The organism is Streptomyces griseicoloratus (genome assembly GCF_014534645.1).
In the GTDB taxonomy this organism is placed as follows: domain Bacteria; phylum Actinomycetota; class Actinomycetes; order Streptomycetales; family Streptomycetaceae; genus Streptomyces; species Streptomyces griseicoloratus.
Map to the genome: position 1 here is coordinate 200,390 of NZ_JACVQF010000199.1, position 26,555 is coordinate 226,944.

The 26,555-nt window shown below is 73.3% G+C and carries 29 protein-coding genes; 21 read left to right on the forward strand and 8 right to left on the reverse strand.

Translation table 11 applies throughout. The features are described 5' to 3' along the window. Positions 1 to 256 precede the first annotated feature (256 nt). Positions 257 to 535 carry a type II toxin-antitoxin system Phd/YefM family antitoxin gene (locus H0H10_RS19985; protein WP_188182371.1) on the reverse strand — a complete coding sequence of 93 codons (279 nt, stop codon included), beginning with the start codon at positions 533 to 535 and terminating at the stop codon, positions 257 to 259. A 201-nt stretch (positions 536 to 736) separates the two neighbouring features. Between H0H10_RS19985 and H0H10_RS19990 the strand changes: the two genes are divergently transcribed. The 3 genes from H0H10_RS19990 (at position 737) to H0H10_RS20000 (ending at position 2,708) form a co-directional block, all read left to right on the forward strand. Beyond that, positions 737 to 1,372, forward strand: coding sequence for an ATP-dependent Clp protease proteolytic subunit (locus H0H10_RS19990; RefSeq protein ID WP_188182372.1), 636 nt, complete (start codon positions 737 to 739; stop codon positions 1,370 to 1,372). A gap of 7 nt (positions 1,373 to 1,379) precedes the next feature. After that, the gene (locus tag H0H10_RS19995; RefSeq protein ID WP_188182373.1) at positions 1,380 to 1,688 is read left to right on the forward strand and encodes a hypothetical protein; all 309 of its coding nucleotides are present in this window, start codon (positions 1,380 to 1,382) and stop codon (positions 1,686 to 1,688) included. A gap of 546 nt (positions 1,689 to 2,234) precedes the next feature. Beyond that, positions 2,235 to 2,708, forward strand: coding sequence for a C40 family peptidase (locus H0H10_RS20000; protein WP_188182374.1), 474 nt, complete (start codon positions 2,235 to 2,237; stop codon positions 2,706 to 2,708). 66 nt (positions 2,709 to 2,774) lie between these two features. Here H0H10_RS20000 and H0H10_RS20005 read toward each other — a convergent pair whose 3' ends face one another. Continuing rightward, on the reverse strand, positions 2,775 to 3,254 hold the full coding sequence (locus tag H0H10_RS20005; protein WP_188182375.1) for an ATP-binding protein: 480 nt from the start codon (positions 3,252 to 3,254) through the stop codon (positions 2,775 to 2,777). Between the two features lie 214 nt (positions 3,255 to 3,468). Between H0H10_RS20005 and H0H10_RS20010 the strand changes: the two genes are divergently transcribed. Then, positions 3,469 to 4,329, forward strand: coding sequence for a helix-turn-helix domain-containing protein (locus H0H10_RS20010; protein WP_188182376.1), 861 nt, complete (start codon positions 3,469 to 3,471; stop codon positions 4,327 to 4,329). Between the two features lie 9 nt (positions 4,330 to 4,338). Beyond that, positions 4,339 to 4,572: a DUF397 domain-containing protein gene (locus H0H10_RS20015; protein ID WP_188182377.1), complete on the forward strand. Its 234-nt coding sequence runs from the start codon at positions 4,339 to 4,341 to the stop codon at positions 4,570 to 4,572. Positions 4,573 to 4,614: 42 nt separating this feature from the next. Here H0H10_RS20015 and H0H10_RS20020 read toward each other — a convergent pair whose 3' ends face one another. Continuing rightward, a complete protein-coding gene (locus tag H0H10_RS20020; RefSeq protein ID WP_188182378.1) occupies positions 4,615 to 5,742 on the reverse strand; it encodes an 8-amino-7-oxononanoate synthase in 1,128 nt (375 codons plus the stop codon). Positions 5,743 to 5,892: 150 nt separating this feature from the next. On the opposite strand from H0H10_RS20020, the gene bioB reads away from it, so the two are divergent. The 4 genes from bioB to H0H10_RS20040 all read left to right on the forward strand — a co-directional run bounded on the left by bioB (position 5,893) and on the right by H0H10_RS20040 (position 10,179). After that, the gene (gene bioB / locus H0H10_RS20025; protein ID WP_188182379.1) at positions 5,893 to 7,044 is read left to right on the forward strand and encodes a biotin synthase BioB; all 1,152 of its coding nucleotides are present in this window, start codon (positions 5,893 to 5,895) and stop codon (positions 7,042 to 7,044) included. Further along, positions 7,037 to 8,323 (forward strand): adenosylmethionine--8-amino-7-oxononanoate transaminase, encoded by a 1,287-nt coding sequence (locus H0H10_RS20030; protein WP_188182380.1) that lies wholly within the window; start codon positions 7,037 to 7,039, stop codon positions 8,321 to 8,323. Before bioB ends, H0H10_RS20030 begins: the two co-directional genes overlap by 8 nt. A 1-nt stretch (position 8,324) precedes the next feature. Further along, positions 8,325 to 9,041, forward strand: coding sequence for a dethiobiotin synthase (bioD, locus tag H0H10_RS20035; protein WP_188182381.1), 717 nt, complete (start codon positions 8,325 to 8,327; stop codon positions 9,039 to 9,041). A 448-nt stretch (positions 9,042 to 9,489) separates the two neighbouring features. After that, a complete protein-coding gene (locus H0H10_RS20040; RefSeq protein ID WP_188182382.1) occupies positions 9,490 to 10,179 on the forward strand; it encodes a class I SAM-dependent methyltransferase in 690 nt (229 codons plus the stop codon). Here H0H10_RS20040 and H0H10_RS20045 read toward each other — a convergent pair whose 3' ends face one another. Next, positions 10,180 to 10,554, reverse strand: coding sequence for a fic family toxin-antitoxin system, toxin component (locus H0H10_RS20045; protein WP_188182383.1), 375 nt, complete (start codon positions 10,552 to 10,554; stop codon positions 10,180 to 10,182). 4 nt (positions 10,555 to 10,558) lie between these two features. Then, positions 10,559 to 10,777, reverse strand: coding sequence for a toxin-antitoxin system HicB family antitoxin (locus tag H0H10_RS20050; RefSeq protein ID WP_188182384.1), 219 nt, complete (start codon positions 10,775 to 10,777; stop codon positions 10,559 to 10,561). A 207-nt stretch (positions 10,778 to 10,984) separates the two neighbouring features. Here H0H10_RS20050 and H0H10_RS20055 point away from each other — a divergent pair, with 207 nt between their 5' ends. The 9 genes from H0H10_RS20055 to mug all read left to right on the forward strand — a co-directional run bounded on the left by H0H10_RS20055 (position 10,985) and on the right by mug (position 21,137). Then, positions 10,985 to 11,791: an ABC transporter ATP-binding protein gene (locus tag H0H10_RS20055; RefSeq protein WP_188182385.1), complete on the forward strand. Its 807-nt coding sequence runs from the start codon at positions 10,985 to 10,987 to the stop codon at positions 11,789 to 11,791. A gap of 3 nt (positions 11,792 to 11,794) precedes the next feature. Next, on the forward strand, positions 11,795 to 14,362 hold the full coding sequence (locus H0H10_RS20060; RefSeq protein WP_188182386.1) for an ABC transporter permease: 2,568 nt from the start codon (positions 11,795 to 11,797) through the stop codon (positions 14,360 to 14,362). 43 nt (positions 14,363 to 14,405) lie between these two features. Continuing rightward, entirely contained in the window at positions 14,406 to 15,296 is an 891-nt protein-coding gene (locus H0H10_RS20065) for an LLM class F420-dependent oxidoreductase (protein WP_188182387.1), read from the forward strand. A gap of 55 nt (positions 15,297 to 15,351) precedes the next feature. Next, entirely contained in the window at positions 15,352 to 15,777 is a 426-nt protein-coding gene (locus H0H10_RS20070) for a GNAT family N-acetyltransferase (RefSeq protein ID WP_188182388.1), read from the forward strand. Positions 15,778 to 15,870: 93 nt separating this feature from the next. Continuing rightward, positions 15,871 to 17,217 carry a hemolysin family protein gene (locus H0H10_RS20075; protein ID WP_188182389.1) on the forward strand — a complete coding sequence of 449 codons (1,347 nt, stop codon included), beginning with the start codon at positions 15,871 to 15,873 and terminating at the stop codon, positions 17,215 to 17,217. After that, positions 17,214 to 18,227 carry a hemolysin family protein gene (locus tag H0H10_RS20080; protein WP_188182390.1) on the forward strand — a complete coding sequence of 338 codons (1,014 nt, stop codon included), beginning with the start codon at positions 17,214 to 17,216 and terminating at the stop codon, positions 18,225 to 18,227. The genes H0H10_RS20075 and H0H10_RS20080 overlap by 4 nt, the downstream gene beginning before the upstream one ends. A 66-nt stretch (positions 18,228 to 18,293) precedes the next feature. Beyond that, positions 18,294 to 19,082, forward strand: coding sequence for an SGNH/GDSL hydrolase family protein (locus H0H10_RS20085; RefSeq protein WP_188182391.1), 789 nt, complete (start codon positions 18,294 to 18,296; stop codon positions 19,080 to 19,082). A 70-nt stretch (positions 19,083 to 19,152) separates the two neighbouring features. Next, on the forward strand, positions 19,153 to 20,595 hold the full coding sequence (purB, locus tag H0H10_RS20090; protein ID WP_188182392.1) for an adenylosuccinate lyase: 1,443 nt from the start codon (positions 19,153 to 19,155) through the stop codon (positions 20,593 to 20,595). Beyond that, positions 20,592 to 21,137: a G/U mismatch-specific DNA glycosylase gene (mug, locus tag H0H10_RS20095; protein WP_188182488.1), complete on the forward strand. Its 546-nt coding sequence runs from the start codon at positions 20,592 to 20,594 to the stop codon at positions 21,135 to 21,137. The genes purB and mug overlap by 4 nt, the downstream gene beginning before the upstream one ends. Before the next feature lie 7 nt (positions 21,138 to 21,144). Here mug and H0H10_RS20100 read toward each other — a convergent pair whose 3' ends face one another. The 3 genes from H0H10_RS20100 to H0H10_RS20110 are packed head-to-tail and all read right to left on the reverse strand — an operon-like array spanning position 21,145 to position 23,292. Then, positions 21,145 to 21,585: a hypothetical protein gene (locus H0H10_RS20100; protein WP_188182393.1), complete on the reverse strand. Its 441-nt coding sequence runs from the start codon at positions 21,583 to 21,585 to the stop codon at positions 21,145 to 21,147. Positions 21,586 to 21,643: 58 nt separating this feature from the next. Continuing rightward, a complete protein-coding gene (locus tag H0H10_RS20105; RefSeq protein ID WP_188182394.1) occupies positions 21,644 to 22,369 on the reverse strand; it encodes an ABC transporter permease in 726 nt (241 codons plus the stop codon). A 2-nt stretch (positions 22,370 to 22,371) separates the two neighbouring features. After that, positions 22,372 to 23,292: an ABC transporter ATP-binding protein gene (locus H0H10_RS20110; RefSeq protein WP_188182395.1), complete on the reverse strand. Its 921-nt coding sequence runs from the start codon at positions 23,290 to 23,292 to the stop codon at positions 22,372 to 22,374. 108 nt (positions 23,293 to 23,400) lie between these two features. Here H0H10_RS20110 and H0H10_RS20115 point away from each other — a divergent pair, with 108 nt between their 5' ends. From H0H10_RS20115 to H0H10_RS20125, 3 genes are all read left to right on the forward strand, one after another. Further along, on the forward strand, positions 23,401 to 24,555 hold the full coding sequence (locus H0H10_RS20115; RefSeq protein WP_188182396.1) for a sensor histidine kinase: 1,155 nt from the start codon (positions 23,401 to 23,403) through the stop codon (positions 24,553 to 24,555). Between the two features lie 14 nt (positions 24,556 to 24,569). After that, positions 24,570 to 25,232, forward strand: a complete 663-nt coding sequence (locus H0H10_RS20120; protein WP_188182397.1) for a response regulator transcription factor — start codon at positions 24,570 to 24,572, stop codon at positions 25,230 to 25,232. A gap of 113 nt (positions 25,233 to 25,345) precedes the next feature. Continuing rightward, positions 25,346 to 26,500, forward strand: a complete 1,155-nt coding sequence (locus H0H10_RS20125) for an ROK family transcriptional regulator (protein WP_188182398.1) — start codon at positions 25,346 to 25,348, stop codon at positions 26,498 to 26,500. Positions 26,501 to 26,555: the final 55 nt, after the last annotated feature.

Genomic DNA, 26,555 nt, shown 5'->3' on the forward strand with positions numbered 1-26,555 from the left:
CGGCCCGGTTACGGCGGAACGCTACGGGAACGAACCCGCAGCGGCTCGACGCCAGTCGCCCGCGTACGGGTACCGGCCCCGGTGGAACGCTCCCGGCCCGGGCGCCGCGGGACCGGCCAGCCGGGGGGGCGGGCGGGCATCGGTCGCGGTCGGCTGAAGGGTGCCGGTGCCGCGGCGGCTCGGCAGCGTCGGGGGTGGTCGGCCGTGGCCCCGTTCGGGCACGCGGGCCGCGGTTCCTCGGCGTGTGCCCGGAGGGTTACGTGGGGTTGGGGCCGCGGTGCTCCGCCGCGATGCCGAAGCGCTGCCGCTCCCGGGGCGTGGGGGCGGTGTCGCGGACGCCGGAGACCGTGGAGACCACCTGGTCACCCGGCGGCTCCTGGAGTTCCTCCAGGCGTTCGAGGTCGGCGGCGGAGACGAGGGCGACGAGAGGCTTGCCGTGCCGCGTCACGACGACGCGCTCACCGCCGTACACCACCCGGTTGATCAGGTCGGCGAGCTCAGCCCTGGCTTGCGTCACCGGAATCTCGTAGGCCATACCCACAGCTTACGGTTCGCCTCGCGGCGGCCCGCCGCGCCGGAGTCCGCGCTCCCCTCTTCCGTCCTCCCGGGCCCGCAACCGACGTTCCGCTGCCCGCGAACCGCATCTTCTCCCCTCACGGAACGTACGTCCTGTACATTTTTGACGGACACAGCGCAGCGCAGCCGACGACGGCTCTGCCACGAGGAGGGGTTCGCCATGACCCGACCGCCCGCCCGCCATGTCCTGCCCGAGTTCACCGAGCGCGCGGGCTTCGGGAACCGGACCACCGATCCGTACTCGAAGCTCCTCCAGGAGCGGATCGTCCTCCTCGGGACACGGATCGACGAAGCGTCGGCGAACGACGTGACGGCCCAGTTCATGTACCTGGAGCACCAGGCCCCGGACCGCGACATCGCGCTGTACATCAACTCCCCCGGCGGCTCGTTCAGCGCAATGTCCGCGATCTACGACACGATGCGCTTCGTCGCCTGCGACGTGGAGACGACCTGCCTCGGCCAGGCGCGTGAATCCGCCGCGGTACTGCTGGCCGCCGGCACGCCGGGCAAGCGCGCCGTGCTGCCGGGCGCCCGGGTGGTGCTCCGGCAGCCGGAGCCGACCGGGCAGCTGGAGGGACGGGCGAGCGATCTGGCCGTGCAGGCGGAGGAGTTGGCCCGTGTCCGCGCCCGTATGGAGGAGATGCTCGTACGGCACACGGGCCGCACCCCGGAGCAGGTGACGGCCGACATCGAGCGGGACACGGCCCTGGACGCGCACCAGGCACTGGAGTACGGCCTGGTGGACCGGATCGTCCCCGCCGGCAGGGGGGCGCGTCCGGCGCCCGGCGAGAGGTGAGCCGGCGATGCTCCCGCCGGAACTGCCACCCCTGCCCGCTCTGACGCGCGCGGAGGCCGAGCTGATCGACCGTTACCTGGAGGTCGTCGATCTGCTCGGCCGCATCAACCCCGCACAGCACAGGGACACCTACCGCGGGCTGCGCGCCGCCCAGGCCCTCGTCGGCAAGGCCACCGCCCTGCGCGACGCGCTGGCGCTGATGCACCGGCGCGGCGAGACGGAACTGCACGCCGCCACCCTGGCCCGGGCACTGCGCGTCCTGGACGGCGAGCGGCGCACGGCGCGCGTCGGCCTCCCGCCCGGCCCCGACGGTTGACGGACGCCTTCGCAAGGGCCGGCGTCGACGACGCACGCCGGCCGGAATCGAAACGAGCCGAATGGCGTACCCCCCTTCGGCGTAGCCACACAGGGTTTTTCCGGCCTGCCCGGCTTGCGCGACCCGCGTGCACGGACGGCGGAATAGCTCACTCCGCTCCTGGTCCGGGCGTCGTCGACTCACCGGACGACGACTCGAACACAGCAATGTCCACCCGAACGGGTGAGTGGTGAGCAACAACACAGAAACCCGGTTCCGTTGGGATTTTCCGACTGGAGTGAGACAAGATCCGTGACTGACGACAAGCCCCCGCCAAAGCGGCGGGGCGGTCCGGGCGGACGCCGAGTCCTGCCGCCGCCCGGATGACCGGTCGACAGGAGTGGATCGGCAGGAGTGGAGGACCCAAGCACGACGGGTCGCCGGCACGGTCGCGTCACGGCCGGGCCGAGCAGCCCTTGGGGTGAAGCCGCACTCGTGCGGCCGGGCCACTTCGCCAGCCCGAATCCGACAGGTCATCCTTCACAGGCGGCTGACGAAGGGTTGCGCATGACTGCGCTCAATCGTGTCCCGTCCCTCGTGGCCCGCGCCGGTACGGCCTCGGCCCTGACCATCGCCGCCGTCGGCGGCTCCATCGTCGTCCCCGGCGCGTCCTCCGAGGCCGCGGCCGCGAGCCATGCGACGAAGGCCCTCCGGATCGCGGCCTCGAAGAAGGGCTCGCCGTACCAGTGGGGCGCCACGGGGCCACGCAGGTTCGACTGCTCCGGGCTGACGCTGTACTCGTTCAAGAAGGCCGGCAAGAAGCTGCCCCGCACCGCCGCTCAGCAGTACAACAAGACCCGTCACATCTCCGCCAAGAACCGCAAGGCCGGAGACCTCGTGTTCTTCCACTCGGGCCGAAGCATCTACCACGTCGGCATCTACGCCGGGAAGGGCAAGATCTGGCACGCCCCGAAGACCGGGGACGTGGTACGGCTGCAGAAGATCTGGACCTCGAACGTCTTGTACGGCCGGGTCAAGTGACCCGCCCGGGGAGGTGGCGGTGAACTGACGCGCCGCCACCTTCCCGGGCGTCGCGTCCGTACCGCTTCACCCCTGCGGCTCCGGCCGGCCCGCGGCCGGGACCGGTTCGGAGGTCACCGGCCGGTCCGTCGCCGTCCAGGGCAGCTCGATGGAGACGGTCTTGCCGCCCTCGCGCGTGGGCCGGACCCTCAGCTTGCCGCCGCACTCCGCCGTCAGCCACCGGATGATCACCATGCCCCGGCCGTTGTCCTGCTGGACCGCCGCGGGCAGGCGTTTGGGGAAGCGCGGATGGCTGTCGGTCACGCCGACGCTCAGCCGCTCGTCACGGTCGAGCACCAGATCGACCGTGAAGGTGGGGGACTGTCCGAACGTGTGCTGCACCGCGTTGGTGGCCAGTTCGGAGACGATGAGGCGGACGGTGTCGGACACGTCCGTGTCCGCCGGCAGGCCCCACTCCGCCAGCGTGCCGACCACATAGGTACGGGCCGCGGCGACCGAGGCCGGATCGCTCGGCAGAGTGACGGATGCTTCCAGATGGTCTGCCATGGCGACGTCGTCCCTTTCCGACGGGACCGCAGTCCGACACGGAGCGGATGGTTCGAGTACGGTCCCGGACTGGTGCTTCGTCGCCAGAGTGCCATCACCACACCGGTGAAGGGTGGCGATCCGCCAAGATCTGCATATATCTGTCGCTCGATGCGGTGAACTCTGCGACGGCAGCACGTATTTGGGCGGCTCATGGGGAGTAGAGGAGTGGCCCATGCAGCACGGTCCCGTGGTGCGCCGCCGGAAGCTGGGCGCCGAACTGCGCGCACTGCGCACCTCGGCGGGGATCACCAGTGGCGAGGCGGCGCGGCTGGTGGGCTGGCACCAGTCGAAGGTGAGCCGGATCGAGACCGGCACGAGCGGGACGAAGCCCGCCGACGTGCGATTGCTCCTGGACGCCTACCACGTGGACGACCCGCAGCTGCGGGAGCTGCTGCTGATGCTGGCGGGATCCGACGGCGGAGGCGGCCGGCACCACTGGTGGCACGCCTATCGCGGGGTGCTGCCGCCGACCTACCGGGATTTCATCAGTCTGGAGTCCCAGGCCAGCGCCATGCGCACCCTGGAGACGACCGTGGTCCCGGGGCTGCTGCAGACGCCCGAGTACGCCCGTGCGGTGACACGCGCGGCGGTGGACGGACTGCCGGAGGAGCGGCTGGACACGCTCGTCGAGGTGCGGCTGGCCCGGCAGGACGTGCTGCGCGGCGAACCGCCGCTGCGGCTGAACGCCGTCCTGGACGAGGCGGTGCTGCGCCGCGAGGTCGGCGGTCCCGGCGTGATGGCCCGTCAGCTCCAGCGGTTGATGGAGGCGGCGCGTCTGCCGCATGTGCGGCTCCAGGTGCTGCCGTTCGCCGCCGGGGCGCACATCGGCGTCACCGGCCCTTTCGTAATCTTCTCATTTTCGAGCACTTCTGATCTGGACGTGGTTGTTCTCGACCACTTGACGAGTAGCCTGCATCTCGAACGGAAAGAAGACCTAGAGGCTTACACCGAGGCCTTCAACGCTCTTGTGAACCATGCCCTTTCGCCCGAGGACTCGTTGGACTTCATCGCCGCGACAGCGGCCGGCGCGTAAGGAGGCACCATGTCCGCATTCCCCCGGAAGACCATCTGTTCGAGCAAGGACCTGCACGGCGTGCGATGGCTGCGCAGCAGTCACAGCACCGGAGCGAACAACTGCGTGGAGACGGCCCGGCCGCCGGCCGGCCCCTGGGCCGGACTGCTCGCCGTACGCGACTCCAAGGATCCGGCCGGGCCCGCGCTGCTCTTCTCCCCCGAGAGCTGGGCGTCGTTCACCGCCGGGGTCCACCGCTTCTGATCCCCGCGCGCACCGGGCGGAACACGGCCGTGCCACGCCGACTCATGGCCGCGTTTCGCCGATCACCCGTACAGCGCGTTCGATCTGTTGCGCAGTCAGGTCCGCGCGAGCGGTCAGCCTGAGCCGTGAGATGCCGTCGGGCACGGAAGGAGGACGGAAGCAGCCCACGGCCAGGCCGGCCGCACGGCAGTCGGCCGCCCAGCGCACGGCCCCCTCCGGGGAGGGCGCGCGCACCGAGACCACCGCGGCGTCGGGACGCACCGCTTCCAGGCCCGCGGCGGTCAGCCGCGCGTGCAGTTCGCGGGCCACCGCACGGGCCCGCGCCGCCCGCTCCGGCTCACGGCGCAGCAGTCCCAGCGCCGCCAGGGCCGCGCCCGCCGCCGCGGGGGCGAGGCCCGTGTCGAAGATGAGCGTCCGGGCCGTGTTGACCAGGTGGTCGATCACCCGGGCGGGGCCGAGCACGGCTCCGCCCTGGCTGCCGAGCGACTTGGACAGCGTGACCGTCACGACCACGTCGTCGGCGCCCGCGAGTCCCGCCGCGTGCGGGGCGCCGCGGCCGCCGTCGCCGAGGACGCCGAGGCCGTGGGCGTCGTCGACGACCAGTCCGGCACCGCGCTCCCGGCACACACCGGCGAGGGCCGCGAGCGGCGCGGCGTCGCCGTCGACCGAGAAGACCGTGTCGGAGACGGCGACGGCAGGCCCGTCGTGCGTACGGAGGGCCTTGTCCACCGCCTCCGGGTCGGCGTGCGCCGCCACCTGGACCGTGCCGCGGGCCAGTCGGCAGCCGTCGATCAGCGAGGCGTGGTTGCCCGCGTCGGACACGACGAGCGTGCCGTGCGGAGCGAGCGCCGTGACCGCGGCGAGGTTGGCCGCATAGCCGGAGGAGAGGACGAGCGCGGCCTCGAAGCCGCAGAAGGCGGCGAGTTCGCGTTCGAGCTCGGCGTGCAGTGCCGTGGTACCGGTGACCAGCCGGGAGCCGGTCGCGCCGCCGCCCCAGGTCCGCGCGGCCCGGACCGCTCCCTCGACGACCTCGGGATGCCGGGCCAGGCCGAGGTAGTCGTTGCTCGCCAGGTCCAGCAGCGGGGAGTCGGCCGCACGGGGGCGCAGGGTGCGTACGAGCCCGGCCCGGCGGCGCTGCTCCGCCTGCTCGTCGATCCAGCCGAACGCCATGGGTCGCTCCTCCGGGATTTTGTAGGCAGTGAACAGACACTAGCGGCAGGGCCGTCCACCCGAGGTGTGGCAATACCCACACGGTGATCCGGCAGTGTTGTGTGAAGTCTCCTTGGCCCCGGGTGCCTCCATAGGACAGGATCGGCTCCCATGGACCTGCTGAACACGCTGGTGGACAAGGGGCTTCGGCGCGAGCCGCCGACCCGCGAGGAAGCTCTGGCCGTCCTCGCCACTTCCGACGACGAACTGCTCGACGTGGTGGCCGCGGCCGGCAAGGTGCGCCGCCACTGGTTCGGCCGACGGGTGAAACTCAACTATCTGGTCAACCTCAAGTCGGGCCTGTGCCCCGAGGACTGCTCCTACTGCTCGCAGCGGCTCGGTTCCAAGGCCGAGATCCTGAAGTACACCTGGCTCAAGCCCGACGAGGCGTCCGCGGCGGCCGCCGCCGGCGTGTCCGGGGGCGCGAAGCGGGTGTGCCTGGTGGCCAGCGGGCGGGGTCCGACGGACCGGGACGTGGACCGGGTGTCCGAGACGATCAAGGCCATCAAGGAGCAGAACGAGTCCGTCGAGGTGTGCGCCTGCCTGGGCCTGCTCTCCGACGGCCAGGCGGAACGGCTGCGCGAGGCGGGCGCCGACGCCTACAACCACAACCTCAACACCTCGGAGTCGACGTACGGGGACATCACGACCACGCACACGTACGCCGACCGGGTGGACACGGTGCAGAAGGCGCACGCCGCCGGCCTGTCCGCCTGCTCCGGGCTGATCGCGGGCATGGGCGAGACCGACGAGGACCTGGTCGACGTGGTCTTCTCGCTGCGTGAACTGGACCCGGACTCGGTCCCGGTGAACTTCCTGATCCCCTTCGAGGGCACCCCGCTGGCCAAGGAGTGGAACCTCACCCCGCAGCGCTGCCTGCGCATCCTGGCGATGACGCGGTTCGTCTGCCCCGACGTGGAAGTGCGCATCGCCGGCGGGCGCGAGGTCCACCTGCGCACGATGCAGCCGCTCGCCCTGCACCTGGCCAACTCCATCTTCCTCGGCGACTACCTCACCAGCGAGGGCCAGGCGGGCAGGGCCGACCTGGAGATGATCGCCGACGCCGGGTTCGAGGTGGAGGGCACCGACCAGGTCACCCTGCCGGAGCACCGGGCGACGGCCGGCGGCGGCTGCGGCTCGCACGAGGGCGGCGGGGCCTGCGGTTCGGCCCCGGTGACCGAGGCGCCCGTCAACGAGCCCCGCACCGACCTGGTCGCCGTACGCCGCCGTGGTGCCGGAACGGACCTCGCGCCCAATGCCTGAGCCCGATCTGACGGTGGACGAGCTGCTCCGGCTCGACCGGAGGCACGTCTGGCACCCGTACGGCCCGATGCCCGGCCGGCAGGACCCGCTCGTCGTGGAGTCGGCGAGCGGGGTGCGGCTGCGGCCGGCCGACGGCTCCGGGGACCTCGTCGACGGGATGTCGTCCTGGTGGTCGGCGATCCACGGCTACAACCACCCGGTGCTGAACGCGGCCGCGCACGAGCAGCTGGAGCGGATGAGCCATGTGATGTTCGGCGGGCTCACCCATGAGCCCGCCGTACGGCTGGCGAAGCTGCTCGTCGACATCTCGCCCGAGGGCCTGGAGCACGTCTTCCTCGCCGACTCGGGCTCGGTGTCGGTCGAGGTCGCGGTCAAGATGTGCCTGCAGTACTGGCGTTCGCTGGGCCGGCCGGCGAAACGGCGGCTGCTGACCTGGCGCGGGGGCTACCACGGCGACACCTGGCAGCCGATGTCGGTGTGCGACCCCGAGGGCGGGATGCACGAGCTGTGGACGGGCGTGCTGCCGCGCCAGATCTTCGCGGACGCGCCGCCGGCGCGGTACGAGGAGGCGTACGCGGACCATCTGCGGACGATGGTCGAGCGGCACGCCGACGAACTGGCCGCGGTGATCGTCGAGCCGGTGGTGCAGGGAGCGGGCGGGATGCGCTTCCACTCCCCCGCGTACCTGCGGGTGCTGCGCGAGGCGTGCGACGCCCACGACGTGCTGCTGGTGTTCGACGAGATCGCGACCGGCTTCGGGCGTACGGGCGCGCTGTTCGCGGCGGATCACGCGGCGGTGGCGCCGGATGTGATGTGCGTGGGCAAGGCGCTGACCGGCGGCTATCTGACGATGGCGGCGACGCTGTGCACCTCGCGGGTCGCCGACGGCATCTCGCGGGGCGAGGTTCCGGTCCTCGCCCACGGGCCGACGTTCATGGGCAACCCGCTGGCCGCGGCCGTGGCGTGCGCCTCGATCGGGCTCCTGCTGGAGCAGGACTGGCTGGCGGAGGTCAAGCGCATCGAGGCGGGCCTGCGCGCCGGTCTGGCGCCGGCCGCCGGGCTGCCGGGGGTGAGGGACGTCCGGGTGCTCGGTGCGATCGGCGTGGTGCAGCTCGACCACCCGGTCGACATGGAGGCGGCGACGCGGGCGGCCGTGCGCGAGGGCGTGTGGCTGCGGCCGTTCCGCGACCTGATCTACACCATGCCGCCCTACGTCACGGGTGACGCGGACGTGGCGCGGATCGGCCGTGCGGTGTGCGCGGCGGCACGGGAGGGTTGAGATGCCGGTACTGGTGATCACGGGCACGGGCACCGAGGTCGGCAAGACGGTCGTGACCGCCGCCGTCGCGGCGACGGCGGTGGCGGCCGGCCGCTCGGTGGCGGTGCTGAAGGCCGCGCAGACGGGAGTGGGACCCGAGGAGCCCGGCGACGCCCAGGAGGTCGCCCGCCTCGCGGGTGCGGTGACGGCGGCCGAGGTCGCCCGCTACCCGGAACCGTTGGCGCCGGGCACGGCCGCCCGCCGGGCCGGCCGGGCGCCGGTGCACCCGGAGGAGGTGGCCGAGGCCGCCGCCAAGCTGGCCACGGAGCACGACCTGGTGCTGGTGGAGGGGGCGGGCGGACTGCTCGTCCGGTTCGACGCGGCGGGCGGGACGCTGGCGGACGCCGCCGGGCTGCTCGGCGCGCCGGTGCTGGTGGTGGTCCCGGCGGGGCTGGGCACGCTGAACAGCACGGAGCTGACGGCACGTGAACTGCGCGCTCGCGGACTCGAGCTGCCGGGCGTGGTGATCGGCAGCTGGCCGCGGGAGCCGGACCTCGCCTCGCGGTGCAACCTCGCGGACCTGCCGGAGGTGGCCGGGGCTCCGCTCCTCGGCGCCCTGCCCGCGGGCGCGGGCACCCTCACCCCGCCCGCGTTCCGCTCGACGGCACCGCGCTGGCTGGCCCCCGCACTGGACGGGACCTGGGACGCGGAGTCCTTCCGGAGACGGGAAGCGCCCTGAGCCGGCTGGGCGACCGGGCGGCGCCCCGCCCCACCTCCCTGGCGAGGCCGTCGCACGTGACGTGACGTCACGTGCGGCGGAGCCGGCACGCCGCCCTGGGCAGAGGGCGGACCGAAGCGGACGCCCCTGCCCCGCAGGAACTCCCGCGCGAGGCCGCCGCACAAGCGGCCACCGCACACGGCGTGAGGTCACCTGCGGCGGAGCCGGAACGCCGTCCCCGGCAGGAGGCGGAGCGGGTCGGGCGCCCGCCGCCCCGCCCACCTCACAGGTGGGCGGCTCGCCCGCCCGGCTCACCAGTCGGGCCCGCCGCACGAGCCGCCCCTCACCCGTCGGCGGGCCCGGTGTGGGCCGTGGGCGGGGTGATGTGAACCGGAGGTGTCGGCCGGGGGTGGACGGCGGGTGGACGGGGGAGAATCGCGGTAAGGCGCCGCCTCGTGAGGGAGGTCCCATGCCGTTGCGATCCACCCGCTCCCGCGGGGTGCCGCCGGACGCCGTGCACCACCCGGTGTTCGCCCGCTACTACGCCAGGGTCAGCGTGGCCGCCGAGACCAGGATGGGCATGGGGCGGGTGCGCGGACGGCTGCTCGCCGGGCTGTCCGGACGGGTGATCGAGATCGGCGCGGGCAACGGCCTGAACTTCGCGCACTACCCCGGCACCGTGTCGGAGGTGGTCGCCATCGAACCGGAGCGCGTGCTGCGGAAGTTGGCCGTGGAGGCGGCCCTGCGTGCGGAGGTGCCGGTCGACGTGGTGCCGGGTGCGGCCGAGGCGCTGCCGGTCAAGAGCGAGGCGTTCGACGGGGCCGTGGTGTCGCTCGTGCTGTGCAGCGTGCGCGACGTCCAGCGGTCGCTCGGTGAGCTGCGGCGGGTGCTGCGGCCCGGCGGCGAGGTGCGGTTCTTCGAGCACGGGCGGGGCGGCGGCCGCCTGATGACCCTCACCCAGCGCACGCTGGACCGTACGGTGTGGCCGCGGGTGACCGGCGGCTGCCACGTCTCCCGGGACCCGGTGGCCGCGCTGCGGGCGGCCGGGTTCGAGCTGGGCCCCTACCGGCGGGTGCGGATGCCGGAGACGGGTCCCACGCTGCCCACCTCGTACTGCGTGCTCGGCACGGCCTGGCGGCCGCCGGGGACCGACGGGTAGTCACAGGGTCCACTGGCGCAGCTCCCGCGCGATGTCGTCGACCGACGCCTCGCCGCTCTTGACGAGAAGGGCGAGATCGCGCACCTGCTCGGGTGTGGTGGTGACCTTGACGCCGCTGGCGACGAGGTAGGCGTACGCGACCGCCGAGGCGAACAGGGCGTTGGAGCGCTCCAGCGCGGGGACGTGGATCAGGAGCTGGAGCAGCGCGGCGGCGCGGGCGTGCGGGCTGTCGTAGACGGGGACGTCGAGTATCTCGGCCCGGTGGCGTGCGACGGCGGCGACGAGGGCTCCCCAGTCGGTGACCTGGGGGTCTCCCGGGGTCCGCTGTTCGGCGAGCATCAGCAGCCAGGCGAGGTCGATCCTGAGGTCGTTCAACGGCTCAGCGGCGGTCCCCGCCGGCCTCTTCGGCGAACACCTTCTCGTACTCCCGCATGAAGTCGGCGGCGGCCTCCACGAACGTGCGGCCGGCCTCCCCGGTGTCCCGCCGGACCAGTTCCTCGATGTAGCGGTTGACGCTGATTCCGCGGGCCAGGGCGCGTTCGCGTGCCGCTCGGGCGGTGCCCTCGTCCACCCGCACGTTCAGCTGGGTCTTCGCCATACCTCGAAGCTAGCGCCGGACCGCTAGCACGGCAAGGAACGCCCTCCCGGGACGAAGTTGCCCCTTACACGGGCCTCCGGGACCCGACCTGGGGCGGAGACCCGCCCGAGACCGCAGGGGGATACCCGCTGTGGGCCGGATCACATTACCCTCGGCCGGGACGAGGGACGCCGGAACCCGTGTGCCCGGACCACCGAGGAGGCCGTCTTGTCCACACCTGCTGCGGAGCACGCCCCGGGCCTGGCGCCGGCCGACGGGATCGCGGCCCGCGCCCGCGGCCTGACCAAGGCGTACGGTTCCGGCGAGACGACGGTGCTCGCCCTGGACTCGGTGGACGTGGACATCGTGCGCGGCCGGTTCACGGCGGTCATGGGCCCGTCCGGGTCGGGGAAGTCCACGCTGATGCACTGCCTGGCGGGGCTCGACACCGTCTCGGCCGGACAGGTGTGGCTCGGGAACACCGAGATCACGGGGCTGAGGGAGCGGGAGCTGACCCGGCTGCGCCGGGACCGGATCGGGTTCATGTTCCAGTCGTTCAACCTCATTCCGACGCTGAACGCGCTGGAGAACATCACGCTGCCGATGAACATCGCGGGCCGGGACCCCGACCGGGCGTGGCTGGACCAGGTGATCGACACGCTGGGGCTGCGGGACCGGTTGAAGCACCGGCCGGCGCAGCTCTCCGGCGGCCAGCAGCAGCGGGTGGCCTGCGCGCGGGCGCTGGTCTCCCGGCCCGAGCTGATCTTCGCGGACGAGCCGACCGGCAACCTCGACTCGCGCGCCGGTCTGGAGGTGCTGGGCTTCCTGCGCGAGGCCGTCGACGACCTCGGCCAGACCGTCGTCATGGTCACCCACGACCCCGGTGCCGCCGCCCACTCCGACCTGGTGCTGTTCCTCGCCGACGGGCGGATCGTCGACGAGATGGCGCGGCCCACGGCGGAGGCCGTACTGGAGCGCATGCGCCTGTTCACGGGTGCCGGCTCCCGGTTCTCCGGCGACGGCGCCGAGGACTGACCCGTGCTGAAGGCGACGCTCAGGAGCTTCCTCGCGCACAAGGGACGGCTGCTGCTGTCCGCGTTGGCCGTCGTCCTGTCCGTGGCCTTCGTCGCGGGCAGCCTGATCTTCTCCGACACCCTCGGACGCACCTTCGACCGGCTGTTCGCCTCCACTGCCGCCGACGTCACCGTCCGCCCCCAGGAGGGCCTCGACGAGGCCGTTCCGTCGGGCACGACGGCGACGCTGCCCGCCGCGCTCGCCGGCCGGCTGTCCGGTGTCGAGGGAGTGGCCGCCGCGCACGTGGACGCGGAGGTCGAGAACCTCACCGTGGTCGACGACGAGAACGAGCCGGTGAGCCCGACCACGGGCGCCCCCACGATCGGCACCAACTGGCACCCCACCGAACGCAGCCCCGTGGAGCTCACCTCCGGGCACGCCCCGGACGGCCCCGGGCAGGCACTGCTCGACTCGGAGACCGCCGACCGCACGGGCGTACGCATCGGCGACTCACTCACCGTCGTCGCCCCGCCGGGCTCGTTCCGTGTCGAGGTCGTCGGCATCGTCACGTTCACCACCACCAATCCCGGCGCCGCGCTGCTCTTCCTCGACACCCCGACCGCGCAGACGAAGCTGCTGGGCGACGCGAAGGCCGCCACGGGCATCTCCGTGGAGGCCGCCGCCGGGGTGAGCGACGACCTGCTCAAGCGGCGCGTCGCCGACGCCCTCGGCCCGGACGCCTACGAGTACCGCACCGCGGCCGAGCAGGCCGAGTCGGACGTCGAGCAACTGGGCGGATTCCTCGACGTCATCAAGTACGTGATGCTCGGCTTCGCCGGCATCGCCGTTCTGGTGGGCGTGTTCCTGATCGTCAACACCTTCTCGATGCTGATCGCGCAGCGCACCCGGGAACTCGGACTGCTGCGCGCGCTGGGCGCGGACCGGCGGCAGGTGCGCCGCTCGGTGCTCACCGAGGCGCTGCTGCTCGGCGTGGTCGGCTCCACGCTGGGGCTGGCCGCGGGCATCGGGCTGGCCGCCGGACTGATCGGGCTGATGAACGCGATCGGCATGAACATCAGCTCCGCCGAGATGGTCATCGGCTGGGCCACACCGGTCGCCGCCTACGTCGTCGGCATCGGCGTGACGTTCGTCGCCGCGTATCTCCCGGCCCGCCGGGCGGCGGCCGTCTCGCCGATGGCCGCGCTCACGGACGCCGAGGTCGCCGGGGTGGGCCGCCCGCTGCGCCTGCGTGCCGTGGTGGGCGGCGTGGTCGGGGCGGCGGGTGCGGCCGCGCTGGCCGGGTGCGCGGCGGCCACGGAGACCGCCTCGGCGGCGTCGCTGCTCGGGCTGGGCGTCGTGCTGACCCTCGTCGCCACCGTGATCGCCGGTCCGCTGCTCGTGCGGCCCGTGATCCGGGTGCTCGGCGCGGCCTTCCCGGCGCTGTTCGGTCCGGTCGGGCGGATGAGCCAGCGCAACGCCCTGCGCAATCCCCGGCGTACCGGCGCCACGGCCGCCGCCCTCATGGTGGGGCTCGCCCTGGTCGGCGGGATGTCCGTGGCCAGCGCCTCCATGACCGAGTCCTTCGACCGGCAGATCGACAGGACGCTGGGCGCCGACTTCATCGTGCAGAACGGCGGTTTCATGCCGTTCCCCCGCGAGATCACCGACCGGGTGCGCGAGACGCCGGGCGCCGGGCTCGTCGTGCGCTCGCGGTTCGCGCCGCTCGCGGTGCGGCTGCCCGACGGCGACCGGGTGGAGACGACCGCGGCGGCCTACGACCCGCGGCTCGACGAGGTCGCCAGCATCAGCTACGCGCGGGGCGACACCGCCGGCGCGCTGGCGGCCGGGCACCTGGCGATGGACGCGGACTTCGCGCGGGAGCACGGCGTACGCCTCGGCAGCACCCTCCCCGTCGAGTTCCAGGGCGGGCGCACGGCCGAACTGACGGTGGGCGCGCTCACCGACATGGAGTCCGCCGAGGGGTTCGGGGCGCGGGGAGGGCTGTTCCTCGGGCTGGAGACGCTTCAGCGGTACGCACCGGGCGGCCAGGAATCGGCGCTCTACGTGAACGCCGCGCCGGGCACAGGGGACGACGAGCTGCGCGCGAACCTGGAACGGACGCTCGACCCCTATCCGCAGGTGCAGGTGCGTGACATCGCCGACTACAAGAAGCTGGTGCACGACCAGATCTCCGTGCTGCTGTACCTCGTCTACGCGCTGCTGGGGCTGGCGATCGTGATCGCGGTGCTCGGCGTGGTCAACACCCTGGCCCTGTCCGTCGTGGAGCGCACCCGCGAGATCGGGCTGCTGCGGGCGATCGGGCTCTCGCGGCGCCAGCTGCGCCGGATGATCCGGCTGGAGTCGGTGGTGATCGCGGTGTTCGGCGCCGTCCTCGGGCTGGCCCTGGGGCTGGTGTGGGGCGTGTGCATACAGCAGGTGCTGGCGCTGCAGGGCATGACGGCGTTCGCCGTCCCCTGGGGCACGGTCGTCGCGGTCGTCATCGGCTCGGCGGTGGTCGGCGTCGTGGCGGCGCTGCTGCCGGCGCTGCGTGCGTCGCGGATGAACGTACTGGCGGCCATCGCGCACGAGTGATTGACTCGCCGTGCCCCAAGTCACCGGCAGTCAAGGAGTGTTCATGTCGCGTCCGTTCCGCTTCGGCGTCAACCTGATGGCCGCCGCGCCGGCCGAGGAGTGGAGTGCCAAGTGCCGGCGGGCCGAGGAGCTGGGCTACGACGTGATCCTGGTGCCGGACCATCTCGGCATGGTGGCGCCCTTTCCGGCCCTGGTCGCGGCGGCCCGGGCCACCGAGCGGCCCCGGCTGGGCACGTTCGTGCTGAACGCGGGCTTCTGGAACCCGGCCCTGCTGGCCCGGGAGGTGGCGACCACGGACGCCCTGACCGGCGGACGCCTGGAGCTGGGGCTCGGCACCGGCTACGTGCAGGCGGAGCACGAGGCGGCGGGACTGCCGTTCGGCTCGCCGGGCGAACGGGTGGACCATCTGCGCCGCACCGTCGAGGAACTGGAGCGGCTGCTCGGCTCGGAGGAGCACCGGCCCCGCCCCGTGCAGCGGCCCGGTGTGCCGCTGCTGATCGGCGCGGGCGGCGACCGGATGCTGGAGCTGACCGCCCGGCATGCCGACATCGCGGCGTTCACGGGGGCGAGGTCGGTCCCGGGGAGCACCACGGGCCGGCTCGTGCCGGTCGGCCCCGAGGAGCTCGACGAGCGCGTGGCGCGGTACCAGGGGCTGGCGCGGGACCGGAAGGAACCGGCCGAGCTCAATCTGCTCATCCAGGCGGTGCTCGTCGGCGAGGACCGCGAGGCCGCCGTACGCCCCTTCCTGGAGCACGTGCCGGATCTGACCCCGGAGCAGGTGCTGGAGCTGCCCATCGTGCTGGCCGGGACGCCGGAGGAGATCACCGCGCAGGTGCGGGCGCGGCGCGAGCGGTACGGGTTCTCGTACCTGACCGTGCTGGAGCCGTACATGGAGGCGTTCGCTCCGGTGATGCGGGCGCTGCGCGGCCACTGACGTCCACATCCCGGAATTCCCCGTGGCCGCCCACCGCGCGTGGTGGGATCACGGCATGACTGATCTGCGGATACGGGCCGCCGGGCCCGAGGACCTGGACGCCGTGCTGGCCTTCTGGAAGGTGGCCGCCGAGGGGACGAGCATCAGCGACGACCGGGAGGGCGTGGAGCGGCTGGTCGCCCGCGACCCGGAGGCGCTGGTCCTGGCCGAGCGCGACGGGGACCTGGTGGGCACGGTGATCGCGGGCTTCGACGGCTGGCGGTGCCATCTGTACCGGCTGGCGGTGCACCCGGACCACCGGCGGCAGGGGATCGCCTCGGCCCTGCTGGCCGCCGCGGAGGAGCGGTTCGTGCGGCTCGGCGGGCGCCGCGGGGACGCGATGGTGCTGCGGCGCAACGAGCGGGCGCAGCATGCCTGGCGGGCCGCCGGGTACGCGCCGGAGGAGCAGTGGCGACGCTGGGTGAAGCCCCTCACCGGCTGACGGGCGGTGTGCGCCGCGCACGAGTGCGTGCCCGGCGCCCGACGTCGCGCGATCCTCCGCGGCCTGGCCGATCATGGGAGGCGAGGTGACCCGATGACCGAAGTGCTCCTGCTGCTGGTGGCCGTCCTGCTCTCGCTCGCCTGCGGTGCGTTCGTCGCGGCGGAGTTCTCGCTGACCACCGTCGAGCGCGGCGAGCTGGAGCGGGCGGCGAAGCGCGGCGAGCGGGGCGCGCCGGGCGCCCTGAAGGCCGTACGGAACCTGACGTTCCAGCTCTCGGGCGCGCAGCTCGGCATCACGGTGACCAACCTGGTGGTGGGCATGCTCGCCGAGCCCTCGGTGGCCAGGCTGATCGCGGGTCCGCTGCGGGACCTGGGGGTCTCGCGCTCGGTGGCCTCCTCGCTGGCGCTGGTGCTGGGCACGGCGCTGTCGACCGTGTTCCTGATGATCGTCGGCGAGCTGGTGCCGAAGAACTGGGCGATCTCCTCGCCCCTTGCGGTGGCCAAGCGGGTGGGCAGCCCGCAGCGCTGGTTCAGTGCCGCGTTCCGGCCCTTCATCTCCCACCTGAACAACATGGCCAACCGCGTCGTGCGCCGCCTCGGGGTGGAGCCCGCGGAGGAACTGGCCTCCGCGCGCGGACCGCAGGAGCTGGCGGCCCTCGCCCGGCACTCCGCCAAGGAGGGCGCCCTGGAGCCCGACACCGCCGAACTGTTCGTGCGGACGCTGAACCTCGCCGACCTGACCGCCGAGAACGTGATGACCCCGCGCGTCCAGGTCATCGCCCTGGACGCCCGGGCGACCTGTGAGGACGTGGCGAACGCGACACGGGCGACCGGGCTGTCCCGCTTCCCGGTCTACCGGGGAAACCTCGACTCGGTGGTGGGCACCGCGCACGTCAAGGACGTCCTGGCGGTGCCCGCCGAGCGCCGGCCGCAGGTGCCGGTCGCCGAACTCATGCGGGAGCCGCTGATGGTCCCCGAGTCGCTGACCGTCGACCGGCTCCTGGACCGGCTGTCCGGCCGGCGCACGATGGCCGTCGTGATCGACGAGTACGGCGGAACGGCGGGGGTCGCCACGCTGGAGGACATCGTCGAGGAGGTCGTCGGCGAGGTGCGCGACGAGCACGATCCGCACGAGACGCCCGAGCTGGAACCGGCCGGCACGGACGAACAGGGACACGCCCTGTACTGGGCCGACGGCTCGGCGCGGGTGGACCGGCTGGCGCGCCTCGGGCTCCGGGTGCCGGAGGGACCGTACGAGACGCTGGCCGGCCTGGTCGCGGCGGGGCTCGGCCGCATCCCCGCGGTCGGCGACACCGTGCGGGTCGCCGGCTGGCGGCTGGACGTGGTGGACGCCACCGGGCGCAGGGCGGCGCGGGTGCTGCTGCACGCGCCGCTCGACGACGAGCGGGGGGGCGCCGACGACGGGGAGGCCGGACGATGATCGCCGTACAGCTGCTGATCGGTCTGGCGACGCTCGTCGTCAACGCCTTCTTCGTGGGCGCGGAGTTCGCGCTGATCTCCGTGCGCCGCAGCCAGGTCGAGGCGTACGCCGAGGGCGGCGACCGGCGTGCGAAGAGCGTGCTGTGGGGGCTGGAGCACGTGTCGGCGCTGATGGCGGCGGCCCAGCTCGGCATCACGCTGTGCACCCTGGTCCTCGGTGTGGTCGCGGAACCGGCGATCGCGCATCTGCTGGAGCCCGTGTTCCACGCGATGGGCGTGCCGGCCGGCGCGGGGCACGCGGTGTCCTTCGTGATCGCGCTGACGCTGGCGACGTATCTGCACATGCTGCTCGGCGAGATGGTGCCGAAGAACGTCGCGCTGGCGGAGCCGGTGCGCAGCGCGCTGCTGCTCGGGCCTCCCCTGGTGGCGCTGTCCCGGGCGCTGCGTCCGGTGATCTTCACGATCAACGCCTTCGCCAACGCCCTGCTCAAGCTGCTCAGGGTGGAGGCGAAGAGCGAGGTGTCGGCCACGTTCTCGGACAGGGAGCTGGCGGAGATCGTGAAGGACGCCAGCCAGGCCGGCCTGATCGACGACCGGGCCCAGGAGCGGCTGCACGACGCCCTGGAACTGGGCCGGCGGCCGGTCCGCGACGTCGTGCTGCCGCTGGAGCGCGTCGTCCACGCGCGCGTGGGCATCACGCCGGAGCAGCTGGAGCGGCTGTCCGCCGAGTCCGGGTTCTCCCGTTTCCCCGTGGTGGACGACGGGCGGCGGATCGTGGGCTATCTGCATGTGAAGGACGCCCTGGACGCCTCCCCGCAGAACCTGCCGTTCCGGCTGCGGGACATGCGGGCCATCCCCCGGGTGCGGGAGAGCACCCCGCTGGACGACGTGCTCACCGCGATGCGGGGCAGCCGTACGCACCTGGCGGCCGTGCTGGGCAGCGACGGGCGGCTGGCGGGGCTGGTGACCATGGAGGACGTGCTGCGGGAGCTGTTCGGGCAGCGCACGTGAGAAGGCGCACGGGCGCCGAGGGCGACCGACCGACGGGTATGTGCACGGGCTACCATTTCTGTCGCCATGCAGATGAACCCCGCCCACACCAGTCTCGTCGCCGTCGGCGACTCCTTCACCGAGGGCATGTCGGACCTGCTGCCCGACGGCTCCTACCGCGGCTGGGCCGACCTGCTCGCCGCGCGGATGGCGGCCCGCTCCCCCGGTTTCCGGTACGCGAACCTCGCGGTGCGCGGCAAGCTGATCGGCCAGATCGTCGACGAGCAGGTGGACGCGGCGGCGGCCATGGGCGCCGACGTGGTCACGCTGGTGGGCGGGCTCAACGACACGCTGCGGCCCAAGTGCGACATGGTCCGGGTGCGGGACCTGCTGACCGAGGCCGTCGAGCGGCTGGCCCCGAGCTGCAAGCAGCTCGTGCTGATGCGCAGCCCCGGCCGCCAGGGACCGGTGCTGGAGCGTTTCCGGCCGCGCATGGAGGCGCTGTTCGCCTGCATCGACGACCTCGCCGCACGGCACGGCGCCCTGGTCGTGGACCTGTACGGGGCGCCCTCGCTGGCCGACCCGCGCCTGTGGGACGTGGACCGGCTGCACCTGACCGCCGAGGGGCACCGCCGGGTCGCGGAGGCCGTGTGGCAGACGCTCGGGTACGAGCCCGAGGATGCCGAGTGGCACACGCCGATGCCGGCGACGCCGCCGCCGGGCTGGGTCGTGCGGCGGGCCGCGGACGTCCGGTTCGCCCGGCAGCACCTGCTGCCGTGGATCGGCCGCCGGCTGACGGGCCGGTCGTCCGGCGACGGCCGTCCTCCGAAGCGTCCGGAGCTGCTGCCGTACGAGGCCGCCGAGGGACCGGCGTGACCTCCTTGTAGGTTCCGCCGAACCACCCGGTGGCGCTGGCCTGCACGAATCGCCAGTAGAATCCGTACACGTGACTTCCGCTCCCGCCAAGCCCCGCATCCCCAACGTCCTCGCCGGACGCTACGCCTCCGCCGAGCTCGCCACGCTCTGGTCGCCCGAGCAGAAGGTGAGGCTGGAGCGGCAGCTCTGGCTCGCCGTGCTGCGGGCGCAGAAGGACCTCGGCATCGAGGTGCCCGACGCCGCCATCGCCGACTACGAGCGCGTCCTCGACCAGGTCGACCTGGCCTCGATCGCCGAGCGCGAGAAGGTCACCCGGCACGACGTGAAGGCGCGGATCGAGGAGTTCAACGACCTCGCCGGGCACGAGCACGTCCACAAGGGCATGACGTCCCGCGACCTGACGGAGAACGTCGAGCAGCTGCAGATCCGGCTCTCGCTGGAGCTGATGCGGGACCGCACGGTGGCCGTCCTCGCCCGGCTCGGCAAGCTGGCCGGTGAGTACGGCGAGCTGGTCATGGCGGGCCGCTCCCACAACGTGGCCGCGCAGGCCACGACGCTGGGCAAGCGGTTCGCCACCGCCGCCGACGAGCTGCTCGTCGCCCACGGCCGGGTCGAGGAGCTGCTGGGCCGCTACCCGCTGCGCGGCATCAAGGGCCCGGTCGGCACCGCCCAGGACATGCTGGACCTGCTCGGCGGGGACGCCGGCAAGCTCGCCGAGCTGGAGCGCCGGATCGCCGGTCACCTGGGCTTCTCCGAGGCGTTCACCTCGGTCGGCCAGGTCTACCCGCGCTCGCTGGACTACGAGGTCGTCACCGCGCTGGTCCAGCTGGCGGCGGCGCCCTCGTCGCTGGCGAAGACGATCCGCCTGATGGCCGGGCACGAACTGGTCACCGAGGGCTTCAAGCCCGGCCAGGTCGGCTCCTCGGCGATGCCGCACAAGATGAACACCCGCTCCTGCGAGCGCGTCAACGGTCTCATGGTGATCCTGCGCGGCTACGCCTCCATGACCGGGGAGCTGGCGGGCGACCAGTGGAACGAGGGCGACGTGTCCTGCTCGGTGGTGCGCCGCGTCGCGCTGCCGGACGCGTTCTTCGCGCTCGACGGGCTGCTGGAGACCTTCCTGACCGTGCTCGACGAGTTCGGTGCCTTCCCGGCCGTCGTGGCCCGGGAGCTGGACCGCTACCTGCCGTTCCTCGCCACCACCAAGGTGCTGATGGGCGCGGTGCGCGCCGGTGTCGGCCGTGAGGTCGCGCACGAGGCGATCAAGGAGAACGCCGTGGCGTCCGCCCTCGCGATGCGGGAGCAGGGTGCCGAGCGCAACGAGCTCCTCGACAAGCTGGCCGCCGACGAGCGCATCCCGCTGAACCGGGCCGAGCTGGACGCCCTGATGGCCGACAAGCTCTCCTTCACGGGGGCCGCGGCCGACCAGGTGGCCGCGGTCGTCGGCCGGATCGAGGAGATCGTCAAGCAGCACCCGGAGGCCGCGGGCTACACCCCGGGAGCGATCCTCTGACCCGGTTCACACCGGCGGAACTGGAGGCCGCCCGCGACCGTCTCGTACCGGACGTCGTCGCGGACGGCCTCCGTGTGCTGTTCTGCGGCATCAACCCGGGTCTGATGACGGCCGCGACGGGCCACCACTTCGCGCGCCCGGGCAACCGCTTCTGGCCGGTGCTGCATCTGTCCGGTTTCACGCCCCGGCTGCTGAAGCCGTCGGAGCAGCGGGAGCTGCTGTCGTACGGGCTCGGCATCACCAACGTCGTCGCCCGGGCCAGCGCCCGGGCGGACGAGCTGACCGCGGAGGAGTACCGCGAGGGCGGGCGGCTGCTGGCCTCCAAGGTGGCGCGGCTGCGGCCCCGTTGGCTGGCCGTGGTCGGGGTCACCGCGTACCGGGCCGCGTTCGACGACCGCCGGGCGCAGGTGGGTCCGCAGGCGCGGACGATCGGGGACACGCGCGTGTGGGTGCTGCCCAACCCGAGCGGGCTCAACGCGCACTGGACGGCGCAGACGATGGCGGAGGAGTTCGCACGGCTGCGGGCCGCGGCGGAGGCGTAGCCAGGGGTCACGGCGGGTCCGTCTCCGTGACGACGGCCAGCAGCTGCACCTCGTCGGTCTCGTCCCGGTCGGCCACGGCCAGCGCTATCCAGCGGCCGGTGCCCTCGGCCTCCCAGAGGCAGGCCACACGCGCGCGTGCGCCGAGCGTGGCCCACGGCTGCGGTATCGTCTCCCGTTCGGTCCGCAGCAGGACCGTGTCCAGGTTGTACGGGTCGGTCTCCCCCCAGCGGGCGGACAGCCGCTCCGCGAGGGCGTCGCGGTACTTCTCGTACTGGTCCACCGTGATCCCCCGCTCCCCCTGGTCGCCGCCGCGCAGGCCGTGGCTGCTCTCCAGCACCGCGACGAAGTGGCCGGATCCTTCCGTGCCCTCGTCCGACGGGCCGTGCTCCGCCGGGAAGGGCCGGAAGCACAGCTCGTCGATGAGGGCGATGTGCCGCGCGATGTTCATGCGGTCCAGTAAAGCGGCGGGCACTGACAATTGGCGGGGCGTCAGTCCGCCGGCCGGATCAGGCATCCCGGCGGCGCAGCCGCCAGGCGCCCGCCAGCAGGGCGGCCGCCGTCCACAGGGCGGTCACCGCCAGTCCGGTCCAGGGGCCCGGCGTCCCGTCGTACGTCTCGTGCAGCACCACCTGTCCGGCCCTGTCGGGGAGGAAGTCGGTGATGCCGCCCGCCGCGTCGCCGATGACGAAGGAGACGACGAGGATGAACGGGATCAGCAGGGAGAGCGTGGCCACGCCGCTGCGGAGCAGGGCCGTGAGGCCGGCCGCGAACAGGGCCATCAGCATGAGGTAGACGCCGCAGCCGACGACGCCCCGCGCCTGTTCCGCCACGGTCAGCCCGTTCGCCGCGGAGCCCAGACCCGCGCGCGCCGCGAGCAGGGAGGCGAACGCGGTGACCAGTCCGACCGCGAGGGCCGGTACGGCGATGACCGTCACCTTGGCGGCGAACCACCGTCCGCGCCGCGGGACGGCGGCCAGCGAGAGCCGGATGCCGTTGCCGTGGTACTCGGTCGACACCGCCATGGCGCCGAAGGCGATGGCGGCGATCTGGCCGGGCATGACGCCGGACAGCGATGTGAACAGGGGGTCGAAGTCCGGGTCGGAGGAACCGGAGAGACCGGCCAGCGCGGAGAACGCCGTGGTCGCGGCGAACACCGCCAGCAGCGTTCCGCACAGCGAGCGGAGTGTGCGGATCTTGAGCCACTCGGAACGGAGCACGGGCGTGAATTCCATCGTCAGACCTCCTGGGGCGGTGCGGTGAACTCGGCCTCGGACGCGGTCAGGTCGAGGTAGGCCTGCTCCAACGTCCCCTCGTCCGCCGCCAGTTCGAGAATCGGTACGCCCGCGGCGGACGTGAGGAGGCCGATGTCGTCCACGCGCGCGTGGTGGACGCTCCAGTACCCGTCGGCGTGTTCCACGGCGTCGTGTCCGTGCCGGGCGAGGACCCTCTTGAGAGCGGTGGGGTCCGTGGTGCGGATCCTGACGCGGGGCTGCACGCGTGCGTCGATGAACTCCCGCATGGGCGTGTCGGCCAGCAGACGGCCCCGCCCGAGGACCACCAGGTGGTCGGCGAAGGACGCGGTCTCGTTCATCAGGTGGCTGGAGACCAGGACGGTGCGGCCCTCGGCCGCGAGCCGGCGCAGCAACTCCCGGATCCAGATGATGCCTTCGGGATCGAGGCCGTTGGACGGTTCGTCCAGCATGACCACCCCGGGATCGCCGAGCAGGGCGGCGGCGATGCCCAGCCGCTGACGCATGCCCAGGGAGTACGTCCTCACCCGGCGGCGTGCCACCGACGCGATCCCCGTCTCCTCCAGGACCTCGTCCACCCGGCGCACCGGGATGCGGTTGCTCGCCGCCAGGACGCGCAGGTGGTCGCGGCCGGTGCGCGAGCCGTGCGCGGCGTGCGCGTCGAGCAGGGCGCCGACGTGCCGCAGGGGCTCGTTGAGCGAGGCATAGGCGCGTCCGCCGACGGTGGCGGCCCCGGAGGTGGGCCGGTCCAGGCCCAGCACCAGGCGCATGGTGGTGGACTTTCCGGCGCCGTTGGGGCCGAGGAAGCCGGTGACGCGGCCGGGTCGCACGGAGAAGGTGAGGTGGTCGACGGCTCGTCGGGTGCCGTACTCCTTGGTGAGGTCTCGCACGTCGATGCTGGTCATGGCATCAGCGTGGCCGGTCCCACGGGGGTGGGGCTTCCCCCGCCGGTGGAGATCGTCTCCCCCGTGCGGGGGAGGCCGGTTGTCAGTGGCCGCTGGCAGGATGACGGAATGGTCCGCTTGCTCCGCCCGCTCCTCCGCGGGACGACGTACACCCGGCTGCTGCATCTGTGGGTGCCGGTCGCGGCTTTCAGCGTGTGGATGTTCATCGAGCCGGAGCTGCCGTGGGTGCCCGCGCTGGTGGTGATCCCGGTCGGGCTGATCCCGGCCGTGCGTGTGGGCGAGGGAGTGCAGGCGCGGCTGCTGCTGACACCGGGCGAGCGGGAGCCGGGCATCTCCGTGGAGCCGGCGACGACCTGGCGGGACCGGCTGCGGACGGTGCTGTGGCTGGAAGTACGGCTGGTGCTGGGCGCGGTGGCGGCCTTCGCCACGGTCTGGCTGCCGATCCTCGCGTACACGGCCGCCGCGGGCGTCGTGGAACCGGTGCCCGAGGACATCCCCGTCCTGCACGGTGCGCAGCCTCACTGGGCGTACGCCCTGGCGGCACCGCTCCCGCTGGTCGTGCTGTACGCGGTGGTGGTCGGCCTCGGTGAGCTGGCCGCAGCCGTGGCGCGCCGGCTGCTCGGCCCGTCCGCTGCCGAACGCCTCGCGGCCCTGGAGGAACGCACCGAGCAGCTCCTGGAACGCAACCGCATCGCGCGCGAACTGCACGACTCCATCGGCCACGCGCTGACCGTCGCCGTGGTGCAGGCGGGCGCCGCGCGGGCGGCGGGCAGCCCCGAGTTCACCGACCGGGCCCTGGAGGCGATCGAGGAGACCGGCCGGGCCGCCCTGGAGGACCTGGAACGCGTGCTCGGTGTGCTGCGTGAGTCGGGGCAGCCGGCGAGCAGCCGGCCGACGCTCGTGGACGCCGACCGGCTGCTGGAGTCGGCCCGCGCCTCCGGGGCGAAGGTGGACGCCGAGGTGACGGGCCCCGTGGACACCCTTCCGGGCCCGGTCTCCCGCGAGGGCTACCGCATCCTGCAGGAGGCGCTGACCAATGTGCTGCGGCACGCGGGCGCGGTGCCCGCGCGGGTCCGCGTCCGGGTGACGGACGGTGCCCTCAGCCTGGAGGTGCGCAATCCGCTGGCGGACGGCAGGGCCGGCCCCGGGCGCGGCAGCGGGCTGCGCGGCATACGCGAGCGTGCCGCGCTGCTCGGCGGGCGGGCGCACACGGGGCCCGACGACGGTGACTGGCAGGTGCGCGTGGAGCTGCCGCTGGGCTGATCTACGCTGAGCGGATGCCGGTCAGAGTGCTCCTCGTCGACGACGAACCCCTCGTACGCGCGGGCCTGCGCGCCGTCCTGGAGGCCCAGCCGGACATCGAGGTCGCCGGGGAGGCGGCCGACGGTGCGGCGGTCATCCCGCTGGTGCGGCAGTTGCGGCCCGACGTGGTCGCCATGGACGTGCGGATGCCGCTGCTGGACGGCATCGAGGCCACCCGTGCCCTGCTGCGCACGGTGGCCGATCCGCCGCGGATCCTCGTGGTGACGACCTTCGAGAACGACGAGTACGTGTACGAGGCGCTGCGCGCGGGTGCCGATGGCTTCCTGCTCAAGCGGGCCCGGCCGGCCGAGATCGTGCACGCGGTGCGGTTGATCGCCGAGGGCGAGTCGCTGCTGTTCCCGGCCTCGGTGCGGCAGCTCGCCGCCGAGTACGGCGACGGCGGCGGGAACCGTGCGGCGCGGGCGGCGCTGGAGCGGGCCCGGCTGACCGAGCGGGAGGGCGAGGTGCTCCGGCTGATGGCGCGCGGGCTGTCGAACGCGGAGATCGCGACCCGGCTGGTCGTCGGCACGGAGACGGTGAAGTCGCATGTGAGCGCGGTGCTGTCGAAGCTGGGGGCGCGGGACCGCACACAGGCGGTCATCGCGGCGTACGAGTCGGGGTTCGTGGCGCCGGGATGATCCGGCGGGCGGGGCGGTCCGTGCGGGCGGCCTCACGGGTGCCCGGCACTCGCCGGGGTGCGGCGGGCCGAGTACGATCCGGCCAACACGCGCACGAGCTGGGAGGACGGACGTTGGGGCGGCTGACCGGCGGGGATCCCTCGCTGCTGCGGAGGATCAATTCCGCGGTGGTGCTGCACGCGCTGCGTGCCGCGGACTGTGCGACGCTGACCGAGATCACCCGGGTGACGGGGCTGTCCCGGCCCACCGTGGAAGGCGTCGTCGAGGGGCTCATCGAGGCCGGTCTGGTCGTCGAGACGGCCCCCGACGAGGGCACGGCCCGGCGCCAGGGGCGGCCCGCGCGGCGGTTCCGGTTCCGGGCGGAGGCGGGGCACCTGCTGGGCCTGGAAATCGGCCCGCACCGCGTCGCCGCGCTCCTCGCCGACCTGGACGGGCGGGTGATCGGCGCCCAGGCGAAGGACGTCCACGAGACCGCTCCCGCCGACGAGCGCCTGGAACGGCTGCGCACGGCGGTCGCCGAGCTGTTGCGCCGGGCCGGTGTGGCCCGGGGGTCCCTGCGTGCCGTGGGGGCGGCGACGCCGGGGATAGTCGAGGCGGACGGCACGGTCCGGCTGAGCACCGCGCTGCCCGAGTGGACGGGCCTGCGCCTGGGCGAGCGGCTGAGCCGATCCTTCAAGTGCCCGGTGCTGGTGGAGAACGACGCGAACGCGGCGGCGGTCGCCGAGCACTGGAAGGGCTCCGCGACCGAGTCCGACGACGTGGTGTTCGTGCTGGCCGGGCTGAGCCCGGGGGCCGGTTCGCTGATCGGCGGCCGGCTGCACCGCGGGTACGGCGGGGCGGCCGGCGAGATCGGCGCGCTGCACCTGCTGGGCCGGGAGGTGACGCCGGAGACGCTGCTGTCCACCACGGACGAGCCGCTGCACCCGCTCGACGAGCAGGCGGTCGCCAAGGTGTTCGCCCAGGCCCGGGACGGCGACCGGCGGGCGCGTGCGGCCGTCGACCGCTTCATCCAGCGGCTGGTGCACGACGTGGCGGCGCTGGCGCTGGCCCTGGATCCGGAGCTGGTCGTCATCGGAGGCTGGGCCGCCGGTCTCGACGGCGTACTGGAGCCGCTGCGGCGGGAGTTGGCCCGCTACTGCCTCAGGCCCCCGAAGGTGACCCTGTCGCTCCTCGGCGAGGCGGCCGTGGCGACGGGGGCGCTGCGGCTGGCCCTCGATCACGTGGAGGAGCAGCTGTTCGCGGTCGAGGGCACGACGGCACGCCGCTGATGCGCCGGCCCGTCGGCCGGCACGCGGGACCGGCGGCTCGCGCCGCACGGAGGCG